Source organism: Chryseobacterium sp. ERMR1:04 (assembly GCF_001297705.1).
Classification (GTDB): Bacteria; Bacteroidota; Bacteroidia; order Flavobacteriales; family Weeksellaceae; genus Chryseobacterium.
In genome coordinates this window covers 808,743-828,412 of record NZ_LIRF01000008.1, presented here as the reverse complement: position 1 = coordinate 828,412, position 19,670 = coordinate 808,743, and the positions used below count along the sequence as shown (strand labels likewise).

Genomic DNA, 19,670 nt, shown 5'->3' with positions numbered 1-19,670 from the left:
ATTTAATAAACATGGAAAAAGATCCAATCTTAATGATAAAATTTATCATTGTTGCAATGTCTTTATTTTTATTGTATATGCTAGGAGTGAAGATTATAGGTGTTAATTTATTCTTATACAATATATCTCAACACGGATTTTCAGTAATGATATCTCCAGAGGCAAATGTTTTTTCAAGATTAAAATTTTTAGTTGTAGGAATTTGTTTCGGATATGCAGAACTTTTTTACATTATGATTCAATTTTGGATTGTAAAATCTCTAATTCCGCCACTGAAAACACCTTTCAATTTTTATAGAAAATTAATTTTTTACCCTTTTGATTTTATTAATAAACAATTTACAGGCTTTTCATTATTGAAAGATTCAAAGAAAAAATTTCAGGGATTAACTTTACAAACCAAAAAAAGAACCGTTCAAATTCAGAATCCTTTTCGTGGAATTTTAGTAATTGGCGGTCCCGGAGCAGGAAAATCTGAAAGTTTTGCAGTCCCCTTTATACGAGAGTTAGCACAAAAACAGTTTTCAGGTATCTGTTATGATTTTAAATATCCGGCACTTGCAAATGATATAGAGCTTTTTTATTCAGATTCAGGTATTAAGCATTATGTTTTGAATTTTAATGATTCACTTAAAAGCCATAGATGTAATCCTTTAAATCCAAAATATTTACCTCATTCAGCGTATGCAAGAGAATACGCTTCTGCCATCACCAAAAATTTGATGAAAGAATCTATTAAGAAAGAGGATTTTTGGTCACGTTCTGCAACAGATCTTTTGACAGCCTGTATTTGGTTTCTGAAGAAAGAATATCCAGAATATTGTGATCTTCCGCATACATTAGCATTGATTGCGACAAATCACATTGATTTAATTGCTTTACTGTCTTCAAATTCCGAAACTAAAGCAATGATATTGTCACTTGCTACAGCTTTAGAAAGTGAAGCAAATTCACAATTAGCGGGAGTAGTTGGATCATTACAGGGCGCAGTAGCACAAATTAATACTCCGGAGTTCATGTATATTTTCGGAGGAGAGGATTTTGATCTGAATATTAATAATCCGGATAATCCGATTGTTTTAACGGTAGGTAATAATCCTTCAATTGCGACTACATTAGCTCCCCTGTGTAGTCTGGTTATCTCAGTTGCTGCAAAACAATTGAATCAACCACATAAACACCATTCTTTTGTATTACTGGATGAATTTCCAACTGTTTTTATTAACGATATCCAAACTCTTCCAAATACAGGTAGAAGCAATAAAATTGCAAGTATGTTTTTCTGTCAGGATCTTTCACAACTTACTGATGGTTACACGAAAGAAAAAGCAGATGTATTATTTGCAAGCTGTCTGAATCATTTTTACGGTCAGGTTTCCAGTAGTCATACTGCAGATATTCTCAGTAAACAATTTGGTAAAAAAGATCAATATTTTGAAAGTAATAATACTTCACGTCATTTTCTAAATCCATTTAAAAGAAATGTTGGTCAAAGCCGATCTGTACAGGAAAGAGACGTTTTCAGAAATTCTGTCTTTATGGAGTTACCGGTTGGTGTATTCGTGGGGAGGATCGCCGAAAGCTCTGAATCTTTTATTCACGAAAAGTTTTTACCTGTTAAGAGAAAGAAATTAGCGTATAAGATAGACAGTCAATTTAAGAATCAGCCTGATTTCGTCATTACTGATTATTATGAAAAGGTTCGGGATGAAGTCAATGGAATTATTTCTCTTTTCAAGGGCAAAATTAATAAAAATGAAAGCAAGCAAGACCGATCTAGGCAAATGAATCCAGCTCCCGATAATAGTTCTGAAGAATTTAGCGGAATCAATATAATTGAAGATGAAGAAGCTAATTCATCCGCTGAACTTGAAGAGAATGAAAGAAACTTTAATTTTTCAAGCAGGAGTCTATAAATCATTATAAAAAAAATAAAAAGTTATGAAAATACTACAGAGCAAAATTTCAGTTTGGGGAATTGTAACCCTATTAATAGTAATGATCTTTTTGATCTCAATTGCTATAAGAAAAGATTCAGTCAAAACAGCAGCAGAAAAGCCGAAAATAGATTATAAAGAACTTGACAAAGCTTTATTTGGAACTACAGAAAATAATTAAAATCTTTTTTGACAAAAATTAAAAAATTTATTTAAAGAAATAATTTTGTAAAAATTTTTTAATATGGAAAATAAGTTTACAATGACCGAAAAACAAATAAATATTTGTAAAAAATCCCTTGAAGAGTTGAAGGTTTTACACCTTGAAAATCAACACTTTTACACTCCTGTAGATGTCTACTATAAGCCTTCAGGTGATCAATTTAAAAAGTGGGCTTTACTTACTTGTAATGATCATTATTGTGAACCTTTTGAGCAGGATATAAAAGATGCAATGATATTGAGACGTTCTAAAAAATGTCCTGAGTGTCTTTCTATAATTCAAAGTGGGAACAACCGTATTACTATTTCAGAACTAAATAATAGGATAAAAAATTCCAAAAATCCTGTTATCCGAGACAAGCAAATTGTGATCAGATATGAAGATCATCTTCATAATGAAAAAAATACTATGGTTATAGTGAAATGTAATTTATTTGGTCATCACAAAAATCTTTATCCGCAAACAGCTGTTTCAATAGGAAAAAATAATATCTGTCCGGAATGTGCTAAAACGAGAGAATACAAAAAGAAAGCTGGACAAAATCTTGTTGAAAAAATAAATAATATTTTAAGAGAAAAGAACAATTCTTTTTCATTCTTCGGTTCCATAGATCGAAATGATAAAAGTATTATTTTCTATGATTTAATTTGTAAAAATTGTGGTTGCTCCGAATGGGAAAGGGAAAAGTATGTTTCGTCAGTAAAATGTAAAGTTTGTTATCCAAATGATACTACAGGTGAGAGTAGAGTCATAGAATATTTAAATTTTCTAAAACTAGCTTTTAAAAAGCAAAAAAAATTTCCTGGATTGAAAAATGAAAAGGAACTAAAATGTGATTTTTTTATTCCAAAACTGAATTTAATAATTGAGTTTGACGGACACCAACATTATTATCCTGTTGACTATTTTAAAGGGTTTAAAAGCTTTAAAAAAACAATTAAATGCGACTGGATTAAAAACAGATATGCTTTAAAAAATGGAATAAATATTTTAAGAATTCCTTTTTACGAATATCATAATATTGAAAATTTAATAGATAATTTCATTTCCAAAATTAATAATGGGCAAGAAACATATAAAAAGTACAATACTTCATTGAATTTTTATAAAATAAATTATGTTCCGTTAATTGTGAAAAAAAGAATTATTTTAAAAAAGATAAGATAGAATTGATTACTTCTAATCTATCGTCGAGTACTTTTTTTATTCATTATCAATCGGTCACTTTTTGAAATGTATGAATTATAGAATTCAAATTATCCATCAATATTTTATTACAATTGTTGGATTAAAATATGGCGGGTAAATCCTAAAGTAAATGTGATATCATATCATAAGTGTATTTTGAATACACCATTTTTAGGGACTGCTTTTATATAGAGCTCCTCATGCAGGAGCTCTTTTTTACTTTTAAATTTTTCAGTCGTCACTTCCTCAGCCTTCTCGTTTTTTGAAAACGCTTGTCATTCGTTGTTTCTTTGTTCAAAATTTCCTAATATTAAAATTACATTCATAAAGTAAGGAAAGTTTAAATTTTGATATAATCGAAAAAAAAAGTTTGATTACATACGCTAAATTATTATTTACTTTTTAGATTTTATTTTATAAATCTTTTTTGTGAAGTCTTATATAAGTGAAATTTCAACAAATAGAACATACAATGTAATTAAAGCCTAACTTACAAGTATTAATCATCAAAATCCGTAAAATAATCATCTATATCAAAATCTAGAAATGGTTCATCTTTCTTACGTCTGGCAATAAAAAGACCATAAACTTCTTTATCTGGATAATATCGTAATAGTAAATTTTTACAAGCCTTAAAATGGCTTCCTGAAGTTAAAAAATCATCAAAGAGAATAATATTATTTGTAGTTATTTCTTCTTCATTCAACTCTAACCCATGGATTAAATCATCAGGAGGAAGCCTATGTCCTGTGATATGGAAAGGCTCATGTGTTTCTCTAAATGAAATAATATCTTTAACATTGCAGCTTAAGGCAAGATTAAGGCATTTCAGATTTCGATTATCATATAAGGGTTCATTTCTCGCTTTTGAAGGAGGAATGGGAACAAAAGTAAACTCATTTCGTAATTCATCAAAATCTTTTTTTATTAATAATGATACTTCCTTTATCGCTTTTTTCTTGTACCATAACTCACTATCTGAAGAATCAACACTTTTCTTATAATTAGAAATTAAACTATTTGTTTTCCCTGCTTTGAATGTTCCTCTTGGAACATAATCATCAAAGAAGTAATATATTGCATTTTCATCTTCATTTACATTCAGATAATCATGATGGTGGTAATATTCAGGAGCCAATTGAATTATCATAATCTAAATATTATCTATTATATCACTCATTTTTTTTACCCTAATCGCTCCTTGCTCCTCAAATTTTGAAGGCCATGAAATATTTTTGTTGTTAAAACAACTCTCTAAAATAAATAGCTTTCTTCCTTGGGCAATTGCAGCCTTTGCCTGAATTAGTGAACCGGAAGTTTCTCCAGCCTCAACTATAATAGTCCCCTCTGTAAGTGCAGACATAGTTTTATTTCTTTCTGGAAAAAACAATCTATTACCTTGAATTCCTTGTTTGGAATATTTTATAAAAGGAACTTGACTTACAACCAAAAATTGTTTTGCTAAATAATCTTGAAGATTTTTATTTTTTTTAGGGTAGTATTGATTTATTGGTGTTCCAATTACAGCAAAAGTATTTCCTTGATAATGAAGAGCTGATAAATGTGCCATAGTATCTATTCCCTCAGCTAGACCTGACGCAATAGTTATATTATTTTTGACCAATTCACGAACAATCATTCTTGTTCGTTTTAACCCCTCCTCACTAGCCTTACGGGATCCAACTATAGCAAGAGATTTCCCTCTCAACAATTCCAAATTGCCTTTATAATAAAATACTTCTAAGGGCTCTTTTGCATCTTTAAGTTTTTCTGGATAATTAAGTGTATGATTGACCACAATACCAAAATCATGATCTTTCATTATTTTCAAAAGTGTTGACCTATAATCTTCCACCTTCTTACAATCAACTAATTGAGTAGGAAGTTTATGATCTCGTTCTATAAAAAATTGAGATAACTTTTTAAAACTTGCTTTATCATAATTATCCCAAATAGCTTCATAAGCAATCATCTCTTCAACTGGTGAAAGATAATTAATAAATCTCTTATTAGCTTCCTTAAATACAAGCATTTTTACGAATTTAGATTTGTGTTAAATAACAAATATAGAGTTATATAGAAATGATATTTCAAAGATATATTTTAATAACGTAAAATTATGTCGTTTTATTTAAATTATCCAACTTAGCAAATATTAGTTTCATATAACATAACTTAAAAAGGCAAAATCATTCAGATCTTGCCTTTTCTATTATTTATAAAAATAATTTTATTTTTTCTGAACACTTTCTTTTTCAGCCTTATTTACATTAATAGAAAAAGTAGAACCATTAAATTGGATGATAAATCCAATTATTGCTAAGATAGCAGCAAATATAAATGCACTTACCAATCCTGCTAATACATTTCCCCAAAATCCCGATGTTAAAGGCTTAATAATACCTTTTAAAATTTCAGCTTGTTGATTAACTGCCTGCTCTTTATAATTTTCCAATTCTTCCTCTAATACATTTTCAATAAATCCCTGTACTATTAATTCTGCTTTAAGCTTATAGCTATCAATTGAACTATCTGAAGATGAAAACGCATTAAAAGGAACTAAGTCGGAATCTGTTAATTGATTACCGCCAGTTTGCTGCTGTTCAATATACTCTATTTTACTTTTTTTGTAAAGGGAATAAGCAATGTGTCCAATAAGGTCAGAATCTTTCTCTATCAGCTTAGAGTAGATGTAGTTATAATTTCTCTGCATATGATTTTAGAGATTTACCATAAGCCTCACTTATTTTATCTTTGCTTATCTCTCTAACTTTGACAACTCCATTCAATCTACTTCTAGCAGTTATGATACCAGTATAAGCCTCTTTAACACTTGCGTCAATACCATTAAAAATTAGATTTTTATTCGCTTTTCTTATGGTAGAGGGCGATATTTTAAAATTTAATTTTTTCATTTTTTTATAATCTGTCTATCAAAAATACAGTTTTTTCCAGATTTAACCTAATTCATTATAATGATCAAATCAATTATTATTATAAATATTATATTTTATTTATTGTATTTTAAGAATTTACTTTGCTTTTTACTAGAGAAAGATTCTATATTGAGTTCCAATTTATAGAAAAACAATCAAAAAAAACACCAAGACATTTAAACAACCGTTTAAATACTGTCATTTCCTTTTTTTTAAGCAAATACAAAACGCTGAATATCAACTAATTAAAAATATTAAATCTTACTAAAGAACAATTAACAGAATGTGGATAAAATAATATTAAAATAATTTTAACCGATTTGTTTAATACAAAAATATTTTTTATTTTTGTATTGTTCATTTTATGGACAAAAAAAAGCTTCTTGCGTCAACAAGATGCTTTTAAGTTCTTTTACATTTTCGGTCTCTTCATTAATAAAAAATTTCAATGAAGAATATTAAGTTTTCAGAGTGTAAAAATACACTTTTAGGAGGATATCTTGCAAATTTTAAACCAGAAATTTACAAGGATATTTTAGAAGCCGCGTACGAATCGGCTTTAGAGGGTAATACTAAGGTTAGTAATCTCGTTAAGAGAGAGCCAACTCTTTTTAGTAAAAATACGTTAAAATCATTATTGCTCAACAATGCGATGATTGACATTTTTAGAACAAAAATTTTAACGAGTGAAAAAACAAAGCATAGAGTTAAGTTTTTCGAAACTTATAGAATGACTTTTGCTTTAGTAGATGACAAATTCTTTTTATGTTTTAAAGCTCTTGGTAAGGAAAATACCATTGAAGGAATGAAGACAAAAAGATTTGAAGATATAATACAAGGGAAGCCTTTTAGTATATCAAAAAAAATGAATCAGGAGCTTAGTAAGCTTAGTTTAAAGGGGTTGCCTCCAATTATTTTTGTTGGATTTAAGAAAACAACCGATTATATTGATTTTATTAATCTGCAATATTATTCTGAAGGAAACATCTCTTTAGAATATGGAATTAGAGAAGAATATACTTCTACTTCAAAAGACAGAATTAAACCAAAAAACAATAATAATAATGATGATGAACAATCTTCATCACTAGCCGTTTAAGATAAACCGAAGAGACCGAAAATAAAAGAACAAAAACTATCTAACATCATTATGGAAAATACAGCTTACAACGGCTTCTCTTTAAAAGTTGTAAGAGACTTTTACGGAATTAGCCAATCTCAATTTGCAAAACTTTTAGGAATTTCACAACCTGTAATTAGCAAACTAGAAAAAGGAGATAAAAACCTTGAAGAAAATCACATTAAAAATTTTAGTGAATATTTTGAAGCAAATTTTTTTAAAAGAAATGTCGAAAATGTTAACCCTAAATTATTTTACAGAAAGTTATCCTCTGTAACAAAATCAAAACTAGGAATGTTCGAGTCACGCTTGAATCTATTTTATAACACTATCTTAGAAGCATTGGAGATTGTAGATTTAGATTCTGATCAGCTTCCAAAAATTGACATTGATGACTACTACAGAGACGTAGATGGAGAATATAAAACTGACTTTGAATATATTGCAACAGAAGTTAGATTAAAATTTGGAATGGGAAGAGGTCCTATTCCTAATATTATTAAATTACTAGAGGAGAAAGGTGTTATTATACACTTTTTTGACTATGATTTTATTTCTTCCGATAACAATAAATTTGATGGGGTAAGCTTCTATGTTAAAGGGATTCCGGTTATATTAGTTAATAATAAAATACCCAACTCTAGAAAAGTTTTCACCATTGCTCATGAGCTTGGTCACTTACTACTTCATTTCGATGATATGATCGCTATAGAGCGTGACATAGAAAGCGAAGCTAATAACTTTGCATCTGCTTTTTTAGCCCCTGCAAAAGATATTAAAAGCTCCTTAAGACAATTAAATATTGAAAAACTAAAGTCTCTAAAAATTGAATGGAATATGTCAATTTCTTCTTTAGTTTACAGGGCTTATACTTTAGGTACAATCTCACAACAAACATTACGATTTTGGATGATGAAACTATCACCTATTAGAAAAAATGAACCTCTTGAATTTGAAATTGACAGCCCTAAACTTTTAAAAAAGCTGTTCCAAGTATTAGAACAACAAACAGATCATGGCATCTATAAACATCTAGGATTTACAGAGAAAATGAGAGCAGAATTATTCGGTAAAGACAACATCCCTTTTAAACCAAAATTAAAAATAGTTCTAGACTAGATATAAAAAAAACCTTCCAATAGAATTGGAAGGTTTTTTTTATTTATTTAGCCACCCTTTTGACCACCCATAAAAATAAAAAACCCTCTGTTAACCTAAGTTACAGAGGGTTTTAGTACCCCGGGCGGGACTTGAACCCGCACGTTCTTACGAACACAGGATTTTAAGTCCTGCGTGTCTACCAGTTCCACCACCAGGGCATGGAGTGGAGCGAAAAACGGGATTCGAACCCGCGACCCCAACCTTGGCAAGGTTGTGCTCTACCAGCTGAGCTATTTTCGCAAAACCTGTGCGGATGAAGGGACTCGAACCCCCACGCCTCACGGCACCAGATCCTAAGTCTGGCGTGGCTACCAATTACACCACATCCGCATTGTTTTGTTAAGTTATATTTTTAAAGAGCTTGTATCGTTTTTGTGAGTGCAAATATAGGACATTTTCCTTTACTTCCAAACTTTTCACAAAAAAAAATTAAAATATTTTAATTTTTTTTCTCTCGTACCCTTTATTACGATTCATTTTCTTACTTTTACATCGTTAATATTTACATATGGAATTACAAGGAACGGTAAAGAAACTTTTTGATGCTCAGACATTTGCGAGCGGGTTTCAAAAAAGAGAAATGGTTATTTTAACCCAAGAACAGTATCCACAACCTATAAACATAGAATTTTTGTCTGATAAGATAAATTTACTTGATAATCTTAGAGAAGGAGAAAATGTTAAGGTGGGAATCAACATCAGAGGAAGAGAATGGACTTCTCCTCAAGGTGAAACTAAATATTTCAACTCTATTACAGGTTGGAAAATAGAGAAAGTTTTAGATAATGGTTCTGAACCTACTCAAGCTTCCCCATCACAATCTGCATCTCCGGTTTCTAATGAGAACCCATTTGCTGGTGACGAAGACGATGATTTACCTTTTTAATTAAAAGACAACGATCAAATATAAATCCTGCTTTATTAAGTGGGATTTTTTTTCACAAAAAATGATTCGATTAGACGAAAACGAGATTTCATTTCCCGACCCTGCTCTGTATGATGGTCATGACGGAATTATTGCGTTTGGTGGAGATTTATCTATCGAGCGTATATGGTTTGCCTACCAATTGGGAATTTTCCCGTGGTATAATCCCGATGAAGAAATTCTTTGGTGGTGCCCCGATCCGAGGTTTGTATTATTTCCTGAAGAATTGAAAGTATCAAAATCAATGAGGAAAATATTAAATCGAAATGTTTTCACCTTCACAGAAAATCAAAATTTCAGAGAAGTCATTAAAAGCTGTCAGGAAATAAGCAGAAAAGGGCAATCCGGAACTTGGCTTTCTGATGAACTCATGGAATCTTTTATAAAACTTCACGAATACGGATTGGCAAAAAGCATTGAAGTTTGGCAAGAGGGCGAGTTGGTTGGCGGATTTTACGGTTTACAGATTGGAAATATATTCTGCGGAGAAAGTATGTTTGCGAAAGTGAGCAATGCTTCAAAAGCAGGTTTTATTCATTTTGTTGAAAGCAATAAAGACAACCTTGAACTCGTTGACTGTCAGTCTCACACAGAACATTTGGAAAGCCTGGGCGCCAGGATGATTCCTAAAAAAGAATTTTTAAAAACTTTACACGAAAACAATGAACGCCGATAAAGAGAAATGGATTCTTTTAACCATATTGAGCCTTATTTGGGGCTCTTCTTTTATTTTGATCAAAAAATCTTTAGATCATTTCAATCCCTTTCAGGTAGGAGCCTTACGAGTTCTTATCGCAGGAATTGTTTTAATGCCAATCGCCATTTCTAAATATAAATTGTTCCCGAAGAAACAGGTAAAATGGCTTATTTTAGCAGCATTTACAGGAAGTTTTATCCCAATGTTTCTATTTCCCATCGCAGAAAAGGAAATTACCAGTAGCATTGCAGGAATCGTGAACTCAATGATGCCCATTTTCGTCATTATTGTGGGGGCGCTGGTCTGGAAGTTTGAAACGACAAAACAACAGTTAATTGGCGTGTTTATTAGCTTTACAGGAGTATGTATATTAGCTTTTGGAGGAGACGATGGGGCGGCTTTTAAGCTTATTCCTATTCTTTTGCTGTTATTGGCAACTTTATGTTATGCCGTGAGTACAACAACGGTAAAATCTAAACTCATGGACGTTTCTTCTACGGTACTTTCTGCTTTTGTATTCTCATTCGTATTATTTATCCCGTCATTATTGGCTCTAAGCTTCACCGGATTCTTTTCTACCTTCAGTTTTTCGAAGGATACCATGACAGGATTGATGTTTGTAAGCTTATTATCTATTTTCGGAACAGGCCTCGCGATGATGATGAACTATAGACTACTGAAAGTCTCTACTCCACTGTTTGCATCAACAGTTACTTTGTTAATGCCTATTGTTGCGATCATCTGGGGTATTTTAGACGGTGAAACGCTAACCATATTACAATTTGTAGGGGCAAGTATTATTATTGCCGGATTGATCTTTTTAAGGGCAAAACCTGCTATAAAAAAATAAATCCTGCATTGCTGCAGGATTTTCTTTTATTGAGTCTGTTATTTTGACGAAGGAGAAATCTCTCCTATCATCAAGCTTTCAGCCTTTTAATTTTTCTTTCTTACTTTAGCTTTTGCCTTTTTCACCTCATCTTTGATGTAAGGATATTTTTTCTGCATATCCGGTGCAAGTGTAGGGTCTAAGCTTAGTGCCAGCTGAAGAGATTCAATACCTTTTTCCTGATTTTTAAGGATGAAATAACAGTTGCTTAACTGATAATACAATTCTGCTCTGTTATGCAATACTACAGCATCATTTAAAAGAGTAACCGTTTCATCATACTCCCCTAAAAGCATCAATACTTCTGAGTAAGCATACCAGTTATAAAATCTTGAAGGCTCAGCTTCAACCAGTTTTTTCAAACAAACAAGGCTTTCTTCGAATTTTCCGGAATCAATAAATAAGAATGCTAATCTTTTTTGATAATCAAGATTGGTTTCATTCAAATTAGTTGCTTCCTGTGCAAAATGTAAAGCTTCTGACATTCCGCCCATTTCTTCGTATAAATACGACTGCTCCATCATAGAAAGATAAAACTGAGGATCTTCTCTCAATGATTTCTGGAATGAATTCAAAGCCATAACCGGCTGTTTTAATGCTTTATAGCACAAACCAATTTTATAAAATGTAAACGCCTTTGTATATTCCAACTCAAGCATCTCTTCATATATTTCAATTGATTTTTTGTATTGATTTAAAGCTTCATAACAAGCCGCTTTATTTGCATATACTCCAACCGCGGTTGAATTGATTGCCAATAAATAATCAAAGCCTTTTATTGCTTCCTCGTAATTCTTTCTATTGAAATAAAACTGTCCATATTCAAACCAAGCGGTTTCAGAATACGCAAAATCATCTAAATATTCATTAAGAAAGGCAATTGCCTCCTCACTCTTATTCAACTCGCTAAAGCATATCATTGCATTTTCCAACGGATATTCATCCGTAGGATCTTCTTTCAATGCTTTTTTGTAATGTTTAAGAGCGTTAAAAGGATCTCCTAAGTTCACATATTCATCTGCAATAAAATTGTGAAGAAAATTTTCTTCTTCTTTTAATTCTAATGCTTTTTTACAGATTTCAATAGATCTTTTGGGATTTCCTAAATTCGAATAATACTTTGCATAGCAAACCAAAAAGTCTGTATTCTCCATAGATGCAGCCTTCAACTCATCGATAAGCTCTTTTGCAGCATTATACTCTTCCCATTCTAAAAGAACTTCAAGTTTTTTAATCTTGATGTCCAAAGAATTAGGATGAAGTTTAAGACCATAATTTATTGCGTTATCTGCATAATTAAAGTCGCCCAACTCCAGATAATGAACAATGATATCCTCCAACTCTTCTGTATCAAAGTAGAATTCATCATTATTTTCCATCATTTCTTCGAACTTTTTCACAAGTTCATTTCCAAAATATTCTTCCAATATAGTGTCTTATCGTCGGCCCAACGTCTGAATATACTTGCAAACATCGACAAACTTCTTAAATTAATATTACTTCTGAAATTCACTATTTCAAAATGTATGCAAAGTTGCAATTTTTTTTTGACATACATTATTCGTTAATTTCTATCCTAAAGATAGTGAAAAGAATACGAAGGTGAAAGAATTGTGGATAAATAAATTGGAGTTATTATTAAATTAATATAACCAATCTCTTTCTGCTGCTGATTTCATGCTGCCAAATGGTTTCAATATCTTTTAGATGAACAGTTTCTGTTTCTATTTTTAAGGTGCCATTTGCTGCTGCCTGAAACATTTCGGGAATAATTTCTGTTAACAAAAGTTTAAACTCATCAGGTGCCCAGCTTCCTAATCCCGAACCTGAGATCTGAATATCTGTTCCTCTTAAAATTTGGGATGATAGCTGAATGGTGTCTCCGCTCATACCTCCCACTGAAACCAATCGTGTTTTGTGGGAAAACGTTCCGTCTCCTTTTAATGCAGATAACAGAAGTTCCACCGAATGCCCCCAAATGTAATCCAAGACAACATCAATTGGTGTTTCGCTGTGGATCTCTTTTATTTTTTGTTTAAAATCTTCGTCATTTAATTGCAAAGAAACAACCTCATCTGCGCCAAGGTCATAAAGAGAGGCCAATACTTCCTCATTTCTTCCGGTAACAATTACTTTCTTAGCACCGTATAATTTAGCAACCTGAATCGCAACTTTCCCTGTAATTCCTGTCGCTCCATTAATTAAAATAGTTTCTCCCGATTTTAGTTTTGTTTTGAATTTAAGTCCCATGGCAGATCCCATCACCGCATTGGGCAAAGCGGCAGCGGTAGGAAAATCAAGACCATCAGGAATGGGAACAATAAACTTTTTATCTGCGACAGCTTTTTCTGCTACGGTTCCTTTTTTACTGAAAAAATATACTTTATCTCCATTTTCGAGCATTCCTACTCCATCACTCCCGATAAGTTTAGGTTGATGTACTTCATTTTCGTTTGAATAATGGGTTCCGCCTGCTCTTGCTCTATCCAAATGTTTAATAGATGCTGCTTTTACGGAGATGAGTTGTTCGTTTTCAGAATTTACTTCAGGATCAGAGAAATCTGCATATTGTGGAATTCCTCCTTTTTCAAATACTACGGCTGCTTTCATTGTTTTATATTTTTATACAAAATTATAGAGAAAGCTTGTCAGGAAGCGATAACATTTGTTATCAGTTGAGATGAAAGTTGGATGCTTGGAGGTGGAAGATTTAGAAAATAACTTTTTTGACGCAAAGATTATACTTCTTTGTGTATTATTTTTAGAGGGCAAAGGCAAATAAATTTGCTTCGCGAAGCTTGAAAACATCGCTTCATCAAATCAACTCGTTGATTCTTTTTTGCTCACTTAGATATGTTTTATTTTTAAATTAAAACTTTGCGTTTAAAAATGAAAAAGTTCTTTATTAATTCAATTATATGCAGTCGCAAAGAAACTTCCATATTCCAGCCTTTCAAAGCCTGTCTTTCAAAATCTTGCTTTTTATTCTGCTGAGATGCACAGTGGTAATTCCCAAATAGGAAGCAATATAATGCTGGGGAACTCTTTTGATGATTTCGGGTTTCTGTTGGCTAAGATCAATATACCTCTGCTGTGGTGTATTTTTAATGAATGAGAAAAAGTGTTTCATATAATCGAATACTCTTTCAAAGACAGAATCCATGAATTTGCTCCTTAACTCAGGAATCTCATAAATCTCTTCTAAAATAGAATCTAGAGAAGCTTTATCAATTTGCCATAACACACAAGGCTCAATGGTCTCAAACGAAACCATACTTGGCAATCCTTTTCTGAAACTTTCGAGGGAAGAAAACATGGTGTTTTCCATAAAAAACTGGAAGGTTACGTCTTTTCCGTCGTTATTATACCAAGCTCTTACAATTCCTTTTTCAATAAAATAGGCATTTAATGAAACTTCATCTTCTTTAAGAAGAGTCGTTTTTGCCGGAACTTCCATACGTTGGAAGCTTCTTGTAAATTTCTCACAAGTTTCTTTCGGAAAAGGGAATCTGTTTTTTAGATGTTCAAACATGTTGCAAGCAAAAAGAACGGAACCAAAGCCCCGTTCTTTTTATAATATTAAATCAAACTTTTAATTTTAGCGATGATATCATCTCCTAATTTATCAGCCTCTTCCTGAGATTTAGCTTCTGTATAAATTCTGATTATTGGTTCTGTATTCGACTTACGAAGGTGAACCCAATTGTTTTCAAAGTCTATTTTCACTCCGTCAATCGTAGAAACATTTTCGTTTTGATATTCTTTTTCCATTTTAGATAAAATATCATCTACATTGATTTCCGGCGTTAATTCTATTTTCTTTTTCCCCATGAAATAGCTTGGATATCCCGCTCTCAGTTCAGAAACTGTTTTGTTTTCTTTTGCTAAATGAGTTAAAAATAAGGCTACCCCTACCAGAGAATCTCTTCCGTAGTGAAGTTCAGGATAGATAATTCCTCCGTTTCCTTCCCCTCCGATTACTGCATTTTTCTCTTTCATTAAAGTAACAACGTTTACTTCTCCGACAGCACTTGCAAAATATTCTGAGTTATGACTCTGTGCAACATCTCTCAATGCACGGCTTGAAGAAAGGTTTGAAATTGCCACGCCATTTTTATTTTTCAATAAATAATCTGCAACAGCAACCAATGTGTATTCTTCCCCAAACATCTCTCCTTTTTCATCGATTAAAGCTAATCTGTCAACATCAGGATCTACAACCACTCCAACATCAGCACCTTCTTTTTTAATCAATTCACAGATATCTCCTAAATGTTCTTTTAACGGCTCAGGATTGTGTGGAAACTGTCCGTTTGGTTCACAATATAGCTTTACGGTTTCACATCCTAGTTTATCTAAAAGCATTGGAATCGCAATCCCTCCCGTAGAATTTACGGCATCTAAAATTACTTTAAATTTCTTTGCCTTAATTGCTTCTACATCTACCATCGGTAAATCTAAAATCTGCTGAATATGAATATCAAAAGCGTCATCTCTTGTTTCATATTTTCCCAAATCATCTACTTCAGCATAATTGAAATCTTCACTTTCAGCTAAAGCCAACACTTCAGCCCCGTTTTCTCCGGTGATGAATTCTCCTTTTTCGTTTAATAGTTTTAGCGCATTCCATTGTTTTGGATTGTGAGAAGCGGTAAGAATAATTCCTCCGTCTGCATTCAGCTCAGGAACCATGATCTCAACGGTTGGCGTTGTAGAAAGTCCAAGATCAATCACGTTGATTCCCAACCCTTGTAAAGTTGCGGTAACCAATGAATTAACCATTAATCCTGAAATTCTTGCATCACGACCAATGATTAAAGTTAAATCTTTTTTATTCTTATTATTCTGAAGCCAAGTTCCAAATGCGGAAGCGAATTTTACTACATCCAGGGGTGTTAAATTATCATTTACTCTCCCTCCAATTGTACCTCTAATCCCTGAAATAGATTTGATTAACGACATTATGTTTTTATATTTTGATTAATTATTTTAGTTCTAAATTTTCGTTGCAAAGATACTTAAAAGACTTTCAATTTATAGAATAGGTATTTTTTCCTGAAGCTTATCATAGTTTCTTTTTACAACTTTCGGAGGTGCAAAACGATAGCCAATATAAAGCAACCCATAGATATTATTGTTTTCTACGGTAGAGTTCTTCTCCTCATTGTAAGCATCCGCATAAAAATTCATTTTACCTCCAAACAAAAACCGATCCGTATTATATCCTACATGAAGTCCGCCGGTAAATTTTACGGCTAGATACTGTGTATTTTCTTTTGCTCCTTTTGTTCCGTCTTCAAGAGAATCTCTATAGCTGGAGAATTTACCCCCAAACCCTAAGGATGCATAGGGAGAAATATTAACTTTTTTCGCAATCACCCAATTATAAAAATAGCCCATATTGGCGCCTATATTATATTGAATTTCTTTACTTTTCTGGTTATCTTCTACATTAGAGAAGGTTGTACGGTCGTAATCTAAAAATGGCACCCAGCTACCGCTGCTCTTTTTCTGCCATTCTCCCTGCGTATAAATACTGTTTAACGAGAAATTTTTATTGAGGGTATAGGAAGTAGAACCTCCAAAGCTTTGGATTTTTAAATTGGGAAACTGAAGATAAGGATCTCTTCCTTCCTGCCATTCAGGCAATAAGTCTTTCATATTCTCGATATAAAACCCCTTTACCCTTTTATAATAAAGCGTTTGTGTAAATCTTTTTGGGAAAAACCTAAACCTTAAGTCTGTATAAGAACTGTTTCCTTTGTTTGCGTTGTCATTATTCCCGGGAATAAATCGTGGTGCAAATGATATTGTTGCACTTATAATTCTATAATCCAGAGATAAAGAGGTTTTTGTCTTGTTGTTGATTGAAAGTATGGTCTGCTTTGCATTTTTAGCATCGCCTTCCGAAAAAATATAGCTTTCAATATTGGTATCCAAATTAGCACGGATCATGACCTGATCTGCGTAAGATTTAATAATAGCAGTATCAACCTGCGCTTTTCCAAGAATAACACACAGGCAGCAGACAAAAAGAAAGAGTGCTTTCAGGCTCAAATTGAATTCATTTTAATTTTAAAAAATGAAAATACTACAATTTTTGCAATTATCGGCTTAAGATAAGATTACGAACATCCACAATCTTTATCACAACCCGTTTTTTTAGAGCTAAATTTTTTAGGGGCAAAATTCTTTTTAAGAATATTGAAAAGCGAGTAGCAAGCGAACCCAACTACCACTAAAACAATTACATATTGAAAAATTAATGAAGAGTTCATTATTTTAATATTTGATATACTATCATCGACACAAAGTATGCCAAACCTGTCATCATCACAACCTGAAAGCCAGTCCATTTCCAGCTTTTGGTCTCTCTGTAAACTACTGCCAGTGTAGAAACACACTGCATTGCAAATGCATAAAATAAAAGTACGGAAACCCCGGTTGCAAAATTGAAAACTTTTTCACCGTTTGGTTTTACATCGTGTCTCATTTTATCAATCACCTTTCCTTCGGGAGCATCGTTATCTAAACTGTATAATGTAGACATGGTTCCTACAAAAACTTCTCTTGCGACAAAGCTTGTGATAATCCCAACACCCATTTTCCAGTCATACCCTAATGGTGCAATGGCAGGCTCAATTGCTTTTCCCATTTTTGCCAAATAAGAATGATCAAGGTGAACATTTGTTGCCACTATTTCATTAGGATTCTGCTTCGGTCCAAAATAGCTTAAGAACCAGATAATAATACTTACGATGAAGATAATTTTACCCGCTCCTGTTATAAATTCCCAAACTTTCCCCAATACCATTTTAAAATCGTATCCGAAAAGTGGCTTTTTATACGTTGGTAAATCCATTACCAGGTAAGTCTTTCCTTTATTTTTAATGAAACCCTTAAGAATAGCTGCAGAAAGCAAGGCTACCATGAATCCTAAAAGATACATTCCCAATAACACCAATGCTTTATACTGAATTCCGTAGAAGGTTCCGTCTGAAATAATCAATCCGATGATGATGCTGTAAACAGGAAGTCTTGCAGAACACGTCATGAAAGGCGTCACCAAAATGGTCAATAATCTTTCTTTTACGTTCTCAATATTCCTTGTAGAAATCACCGCAGGAATGGCACAAGCTGTTCCTGAAACTAAGGGTACAATACTTTTTCCGTTTAATCCAAATGGGCGTAAAAAACGATCCATCAGGAAGATAACCCTCGCCATATACCCTGAATCTTCCAGTAAATACAGGAAGTATAATAAAATTCCGATTTGTGGTGCAAAGACCATAATTCCTCCTAATCCAGGAATAATTCCATTAGAAATCAATGAATTTAGAGGTCCTTCAGGAAGGTTTTTCCCTGTGAAGGCAGAGAACCAAGCAAAGAAATCGTCAATCCAATTCATTGGATATTCCGCCAAGAAGAAAACACTTTGGAAAATGATCAATAGAATTAATAAGAAAACGACATAGCCCCAGAATTTATGAACTAAAACTTTATCTAATTTCTCCGTCAATAATTCTTTGAATTGTGGCTTTTTAGTGATTACATTCGCTAAGATCTTATCAATATTCTGATATCTTCTTATGGTTTCCTTAACCTGTAATCTTTTGGGTACTAAACTTTTAACCTCAGAATCATTTAATGCATCTTTCATTGATTCGATCTTACTCAACTCAACTCCTGAAGATACTGATATCCAAGCTTTATATTCGCTAGTAAAACCTTTATGTGAAACTAATTTTTGAATAAAACCAGCATGCTCGTTGGGTGTTTCAAAGGATGCTTTATCTGTTTTTAAAAACTCATTATTTAAAACGGCCTCTCTTATTTCATCAATTCCTATTTGCTCTTTAGCATTGGTCTGGATGATCTTAATTCCCAGTGCTTCAGAAAATTTTTGAACAGCAATATTCACCCCTCTTCTCTCCGCCTGATCAATCTGGTTTACCACCAAGATCATCGGAATACCTAAATCCTGAATTTGCTGAAAAAGAAGAAGTCCTCTTTTTAAACTTAAAGCTTCCAGAATATAAACAACTCCTGCATAATTTTTCTGCTCATCAATAAGGAATTTAGAAAAAATAGCCTCGTCTTCCGAACTTGGATACATGCTGTATGAACCCGGTAAATCAACTACCTCAACCTCTTCATTCTTGTAAACATAATTCCCTGAATGACTTGCTACGGTTACCCCCGCATAATTTCCAGTTTTCTGTTTTTTGTTGCAAAGCGTATTGAAAACCGTTGACTTTCCTACGTTAGGATTTCCGACTAAAAGTACCTGTTTTTTTTGAGTATCCTGCATTAATTCAATTCTTCAACAATGATATAATTACCTTCTTCTTCACGAAGGGCAATTCGGCTTTTTTCTTCTCCAAATTCCACATACATTGGGCCACTAAACGGAGCCTGATACAATATCCTGAAAGCAGTATCCGGCAAAAGACCCATTTCTATGATCTTACTTGGCATCTTCATCTCGTCGTCATCATACCCCAATATTTTTCCCATTTTGTTCATAGGAAATCCGCTCAATTTATGTAAACCCTTCTCTTTCAAAGCCTGATCTTTTATGAATGCAAATATAC

19 protein-coding genes and 3 tRNA genes are annotated in these 19,670 nt (G+C 32.6%); 8 read left to right on the top strand and 14 right to left on the bottom strand.

Going from position 1 to position 19,670, the window contains the following annotated elements; all coding sequences use genetic code 11:
* Positions 1-11: 11 nt before the first annotated feature.
* The 3 genes from AMQ68_RS21045 (at position 12) to AMQ68_RS21040 (ending at position 3,327) form a co-directional block, all read left to right on the top strand.
* Positions 12-1,916 (top strand): type IV secretory system conjugative DNA transfer family protein, encoded by a 1,905-nt coding sequence (locus AMQ68_RS21045; RefSeq protein ID WP_054512544.1) that lies wholly within the window; start codon positions 12-14, stop codon positions 1,914-1,916.
* A 25-nt stretch (positions 1,917-1,941) separates the two neighbouring features.
* Positions 1,942-2,118, top strand: coding sequence for a hypothetical protein (locus tag AMQ68_RS25385; protein ID WP_160318002.1), 177 nt, complete (start codon positions 1,942-1,944; stop codon positions 2,116-2,118).
* Between the two features lie 63 nt (positions 2,119-2,181).
* Positions 2,182-3,327, top strand: a complete 1,146-nt coding sequence (locus AMQ68_RS21040; RefSeq protein WP_054512543.1) for a hypothetical protein — start codon at positions 2,182-2,184, stop codon at positions 3,325-3,327.
* A 520-nt stretch (positions 3,328-3,847) separates the two neighbouring features.
* Here the strand turns inward: AMQ68_RS21040 and AMQ68_RS21035 are convergent.
* The 4 genes from AMQ68_RS21035 to AMQ68_RS21020 all read right to left on the bottom strand — a co-directional run bounded on the left by AMQ68_RS21035 (position 3,848) and on the right by AMQ68_RS21020 (position 6,263).
* Positions 3,848-4,498 carry a hypothetical protein gene (locus AMQ68_RS21035; protein ID WP_054512542.1) on the bottom strand — a complete coding sequence of 217 codons (651 nt, stop codon included), beginning with the start codon at positions 4,496-4,498 and terminating at the stop codon, positions 3,848-3,850.
* A 3-nt stretch (positions 4,499-4,501) separates the two neighbouring features.
* On the bottom strand, positions 4,502-5,380 hold the full coding sequence (locus AMQ68_RS21030) for a DNA-processing protein DprA (RefSeq protein ID WP_054512541.1): 879 nt from the start codon (positions 5,378-5,380) through the stop codon (positions 4,502-4,504).
* Between the two features lie 198 nt (positions 5,381-5,578).
* Positions 5,579-6,061 (bottom strand): hypothetical protein, encoded by a 483-nt coding sequence (locus AMQ68_RS21025; RefSeq protein ID WP_054512540.1) that lies wholly within the window; start codon positions 6,059-6,061, stop codon positions 5,579-5,581.
* The gene (locus AMQ68_RS21020) at positions 6,045-6,263 is read right to left on the bottom strand and encodes a hypothetical protein (protein WP_054512539.1); all 219 of its coding nucleotides are present in this window, start codon (positions 6,261-6,263) and stop codon (positions 6,045-6,047) included. Before AMQ68_RS21020 ends, AMQ68_RS21025 begins: the two co-directional genes overlap by 17 nt.
* 469 nt (positions 6,264-6,732) lie before the next feature.
* Here AMQ68_RS21020 and AMQ68_RS21015 point away from each other — a divergent pair, with 469 nt between their 5' ends.
* Positions 6,733-7,383: a hypothetical protein gene (locus tag AMQ68_RS21015; protein WP_054512538.1), complete on the top strand. Its 651-nt coding sequence runs from the start codon at positions 6,733-6,735 to the stop codon at positions 7,381-7,383.
* A gap of 51 nt (positions 7,384-7,434) precedes the next feature.
* Positions 7,435-8,523, top strand: a complete 1,089-nt coding sequence (locus tag AMQ68_RS21010) for an ImmA/IrrE family metallo-endopeptidase (RefSeq protein WP_054512537.1) — start codon at positions 7,435-7,437, stop codon at positions 8,521-8,523.
* 116 nt (positions 8,524-8,639) lie between these two features.
* Here AMQ68_RS21010 and AMQ68_RS21005 read toward each other — a convergent pair.
* The 3 genes from AMQ68_RS21005 to AMQ68_RS20995 form a co-directional block, all read right to left on the bottom strand.
* A tRNA-Leu gene (locus AMQ68_RS21005) sits at positions 8,640-8,723 on the bottom strand.
* A gap of 6 nt (positions 8,724-8,729) precedes the next feature.
* Positions 8,730-8,805 (bottom strand) — tRNA-Gly (locus AMQ68_RS21000).
* A gap of 8 nt (positions 8,806-8,813) precedes the next feature.
* Positions 8,814-8,895, bottom strand: a tRNA-Leu gene (locus AMQ68_RS20995).
* A gap of 178 nt (positions 8,896-9,073) precedes the next feature.
* Here AMQ68_RS20995 and AMQ68_RS20990 point away from each other — a divergent pair.
* The 3 genes from AMQ68_RS20990 (at position 9,074) to AMQ68_RS20980 (ending at position 11,037) form a co-directional block, all read left to right on the top strand.
* Positions 9,074-9,451 (top strand): DUF3127 domain-containing protein, encoded by a 378-nt coding sequence (locus AMQ68_RS20990; protein ID WP_054512536.1) that lies wholly within the window; start codon positions 9,074-9,076, stop codon positions 9,449-9,451.
* A gap of 61 nt (positions 9,452-9,512) precedes the next feature.
* Complete coding sequence (gene aat / locus AMQ68_RS20985) at positions 9,513-10,166, top strand: leucyl/phenylalanyl-tRNA--protein transferase (protein WP_054512535.1); 654 nt, start codon at positions 9,513-9,515, stop codon at positions 10,164-10,166.
* Complete coding sequence (locus AMQ68_RS20980; RefSeq protein WP_054512534.1) at positions 10,153-11,037, top strand: DMT family transporter; 885 nt, start codon at positions 10,153-10,155, stop codon at positions 11,035-11,037. The genes aat and AMQ68_RS20980 overlap by 14 nt, the downstream gene beginning before the upstream one ends.
* Positions 11,038-11,123: 86 nt before the next feature.
* On the opposite strand, the gene AMQ68_RS20975 is transcribed toward AMQ68_RS20980, so the two are convergent.
* The 7 genes from AMQ68_RS20975 to AMQ68_RS20945 all read right to left on the bottom strand — a co-directional run bounded on the left by AMQ68_RS20975 (position 11,124) and on the right by AMQ68_RS20945 (position 19,641).
* Complete coding sequence (locus tag AMQ68_RS20975; RefSeq protein WP_054512533.1) at positions 11,124-12,503, bottom strand: tetratricopeptide repeat protein; 1,380 nt, start codon at positions 12,501-12,503, stop codon at positions 11,124-11,126.
* Positions 12,504-12,714: 211 nt separating this feature from the next.
* Complete coding sequence (locus tag AMQ68_RS20970) at positions 12,715-13,686, bottom strand: zinc-binding alcohol dehydrogenase family protein (protein ID WP_054512532.1); 972 nt, start codon at positions 13,684-13,686, stop codon at positions 12,715-12,717.
* 343 nt (positions 13,687-14,029) lie between these two features.
* Positions 14,030-14,608: a Crp/Fnr family transcriptional regulator gene (locus tag AMQ68_RS20965; RefSeq protein WP_054512531.1), complete on the bottom strand. Its 579-nt coding sequence runs from the start codon at positions 14,606-14,608 to the stop codon at positions 14,030-14,032.
* A 47-nt stretch (positions 14,609-14,655) separates the two neighbouring features.
* Positions 14,656-16,038: a phosphoglucosamine mutase gene (glmM, locus tag AMQ68_RS20960; RefSeq protein ID WP_054512530.1), complete on the bottom strand. Its 1,383-nt coding sequence runs from the start codon at positions 16,036-16,038 to the stop codon at positions 14,656-14,658.
* Positions 16,039-16,110: 72 nt separating this feature from the next.
* Complete coding sequence (locus tag AMQ68_RS20955) at positions 16,111-17,133, bottom strand: DUF4421 family protein (protein ID WP_054512529.1); 1,023 nt, start codon at positions 17,131-17,133, stop codon at positions 16,111-16,113.
* A 220-nt stretch (positions 17,134-17,353) separates the two neighbouring features.
* Positions 17,354-19,387, bottom strand: a complete 2,034-nt coding sequence (gene feoB, locus AMQ68_RS20950) for a ferrous iron transport protein B (RefSeq protein WP_054512528.1) — start codon at positions 19,385-19,387, stop codon at positions 17,354-17,356.
* Positions 19,387-19,641 (bottom strand): FeoA family protein, encoded by a 255-nt coding sequence (locus AMQ68_RS20945; RefSeq protein ID WP_262483920.1) that lies wholly within the window; start codon positions 19,639-19,641, stop codon positions 19,387-19,389. Before AMQ68_RS20945 ends, feoB begins: the two co-directional genes overlap by 1 nt.
* Between the last annotated feature and the right edge of the window lie 29 nt (positions 19,642-19,670).

Excerpts from the sequence above, each read along its gene's own strand:
- AMQ68_RS21045 (WP_054512544.1), top strand. The coding sequence starts at position 12 with ATGGAAAAAGATCCAATCTTAATGATAAAATTTATCATTGTTGCAATG.
- AMQ68_RS25385 (WP_160318002.1), top strand. The coding sequence starts at position 1,942 with ATGAAAATACTACAGAGCAAAATTTCAGTTTGGGGAATTGTAACCCTA.
- AMQ68_RS21040 (WP_054512543.1), top strand. The coding sequence starts at position 2,182 with ATGGAAAATAAGTTTACAATGACCGAAAAACAAATAAATATTTGTAAA.
- AMQ68_RS21035 (WP_054512542.1), bottom strand. The coding sequence starts at position 4,498 with ATGATAATTCAATTGGCTCCTGAATATTACCACCATCATGATTATCTG.
- AMQ68_RS21030 (WP_054512541.1), bottom strand. The coding sequence starts at position 5,380 with ATGCTTGTATTTAAGGAAGCTAATAAGAGATTTATTAATTATCTTTCA.
- AMQ68_RS21025 (WP_054512540.1), bottom strand. The coding sequence starts at position 6,061 with ATGCAGAGAAATTATAACTACATCTACTCTAAGCTGATAGAGAAAGAT.
- AMQ68_RS21020 (WP_054512539.1), bottom strand. The coding sequence starts at position 6,263 with ATGAAAAAATTAAATTTTAAAATATCGCCCTCTACCATAAGAAAAGCG.
- AMQ68_RS21015 (WP_054512538.1), top strand. The coding sequence starts at position 6,733 with ATGAAGAATATTAAGTTTTCAGAGTGTAAAAATACACTTTTAGGAGGA.
- AMQ68_RS21010 (WP_054512537.1), top strand. The coding sequence starts at position 7,435 with ATGGAAAATACAGCTTACAACGGCTTCTCTTTAAAAGTTGTAAGAGAC.
- AMQ68_RS20990 (WP_054512536.1), top strand. The coding sequence starts at position 9,074 with ATGGAATTACAAGGAACGGTAAAGAAACTTTTTGATGCTCAGACATTT.
- aat (WP_054512535.1), top strand. The coding sequence starts at position 9,513 with ATGATTCGATTAGACGAAAACGAGATTTCATTTCCCGACCCTGCTCTG.
- AMQ68_RS20980 (WP_054512534.1), top strand. The coding sequence starts at position 10,153 with ATGAACGCCGATAAAGAGAAATGGATTCTTTTAACCATATTGAGCCTT.
- AMQ68_RS20970 (WP_054512532.1), bottom strand. The coding sequence starts at position 13,686 with ATGAAAGCAGCCGTAGTATTTGAAAAAGGAGGAATTCCACAATATGCA.
- AMQ68_RS20965 (WP_054512531.1), bottom strand. The coding sequence starts at position 14,608 with ATGTTTGAACATCTAAAAAACAGATTCCCTTTTCCGAAAGAAACTTGT.
- glmM (WP_054512530.1), bottom strand. The coding sequence starts at position 16,038 with ATGTCGTTAATCAAATCTATTTCAGGGATTAGAGGTACAATTGGAGGG.
- feoB (WP_054512528.1), bottom strand. The coding sequence starts at position 19,387 with ATGCAGGATACTCAAAAAAAACAGGTACTTTTAGTCGGAAATCCTAAC.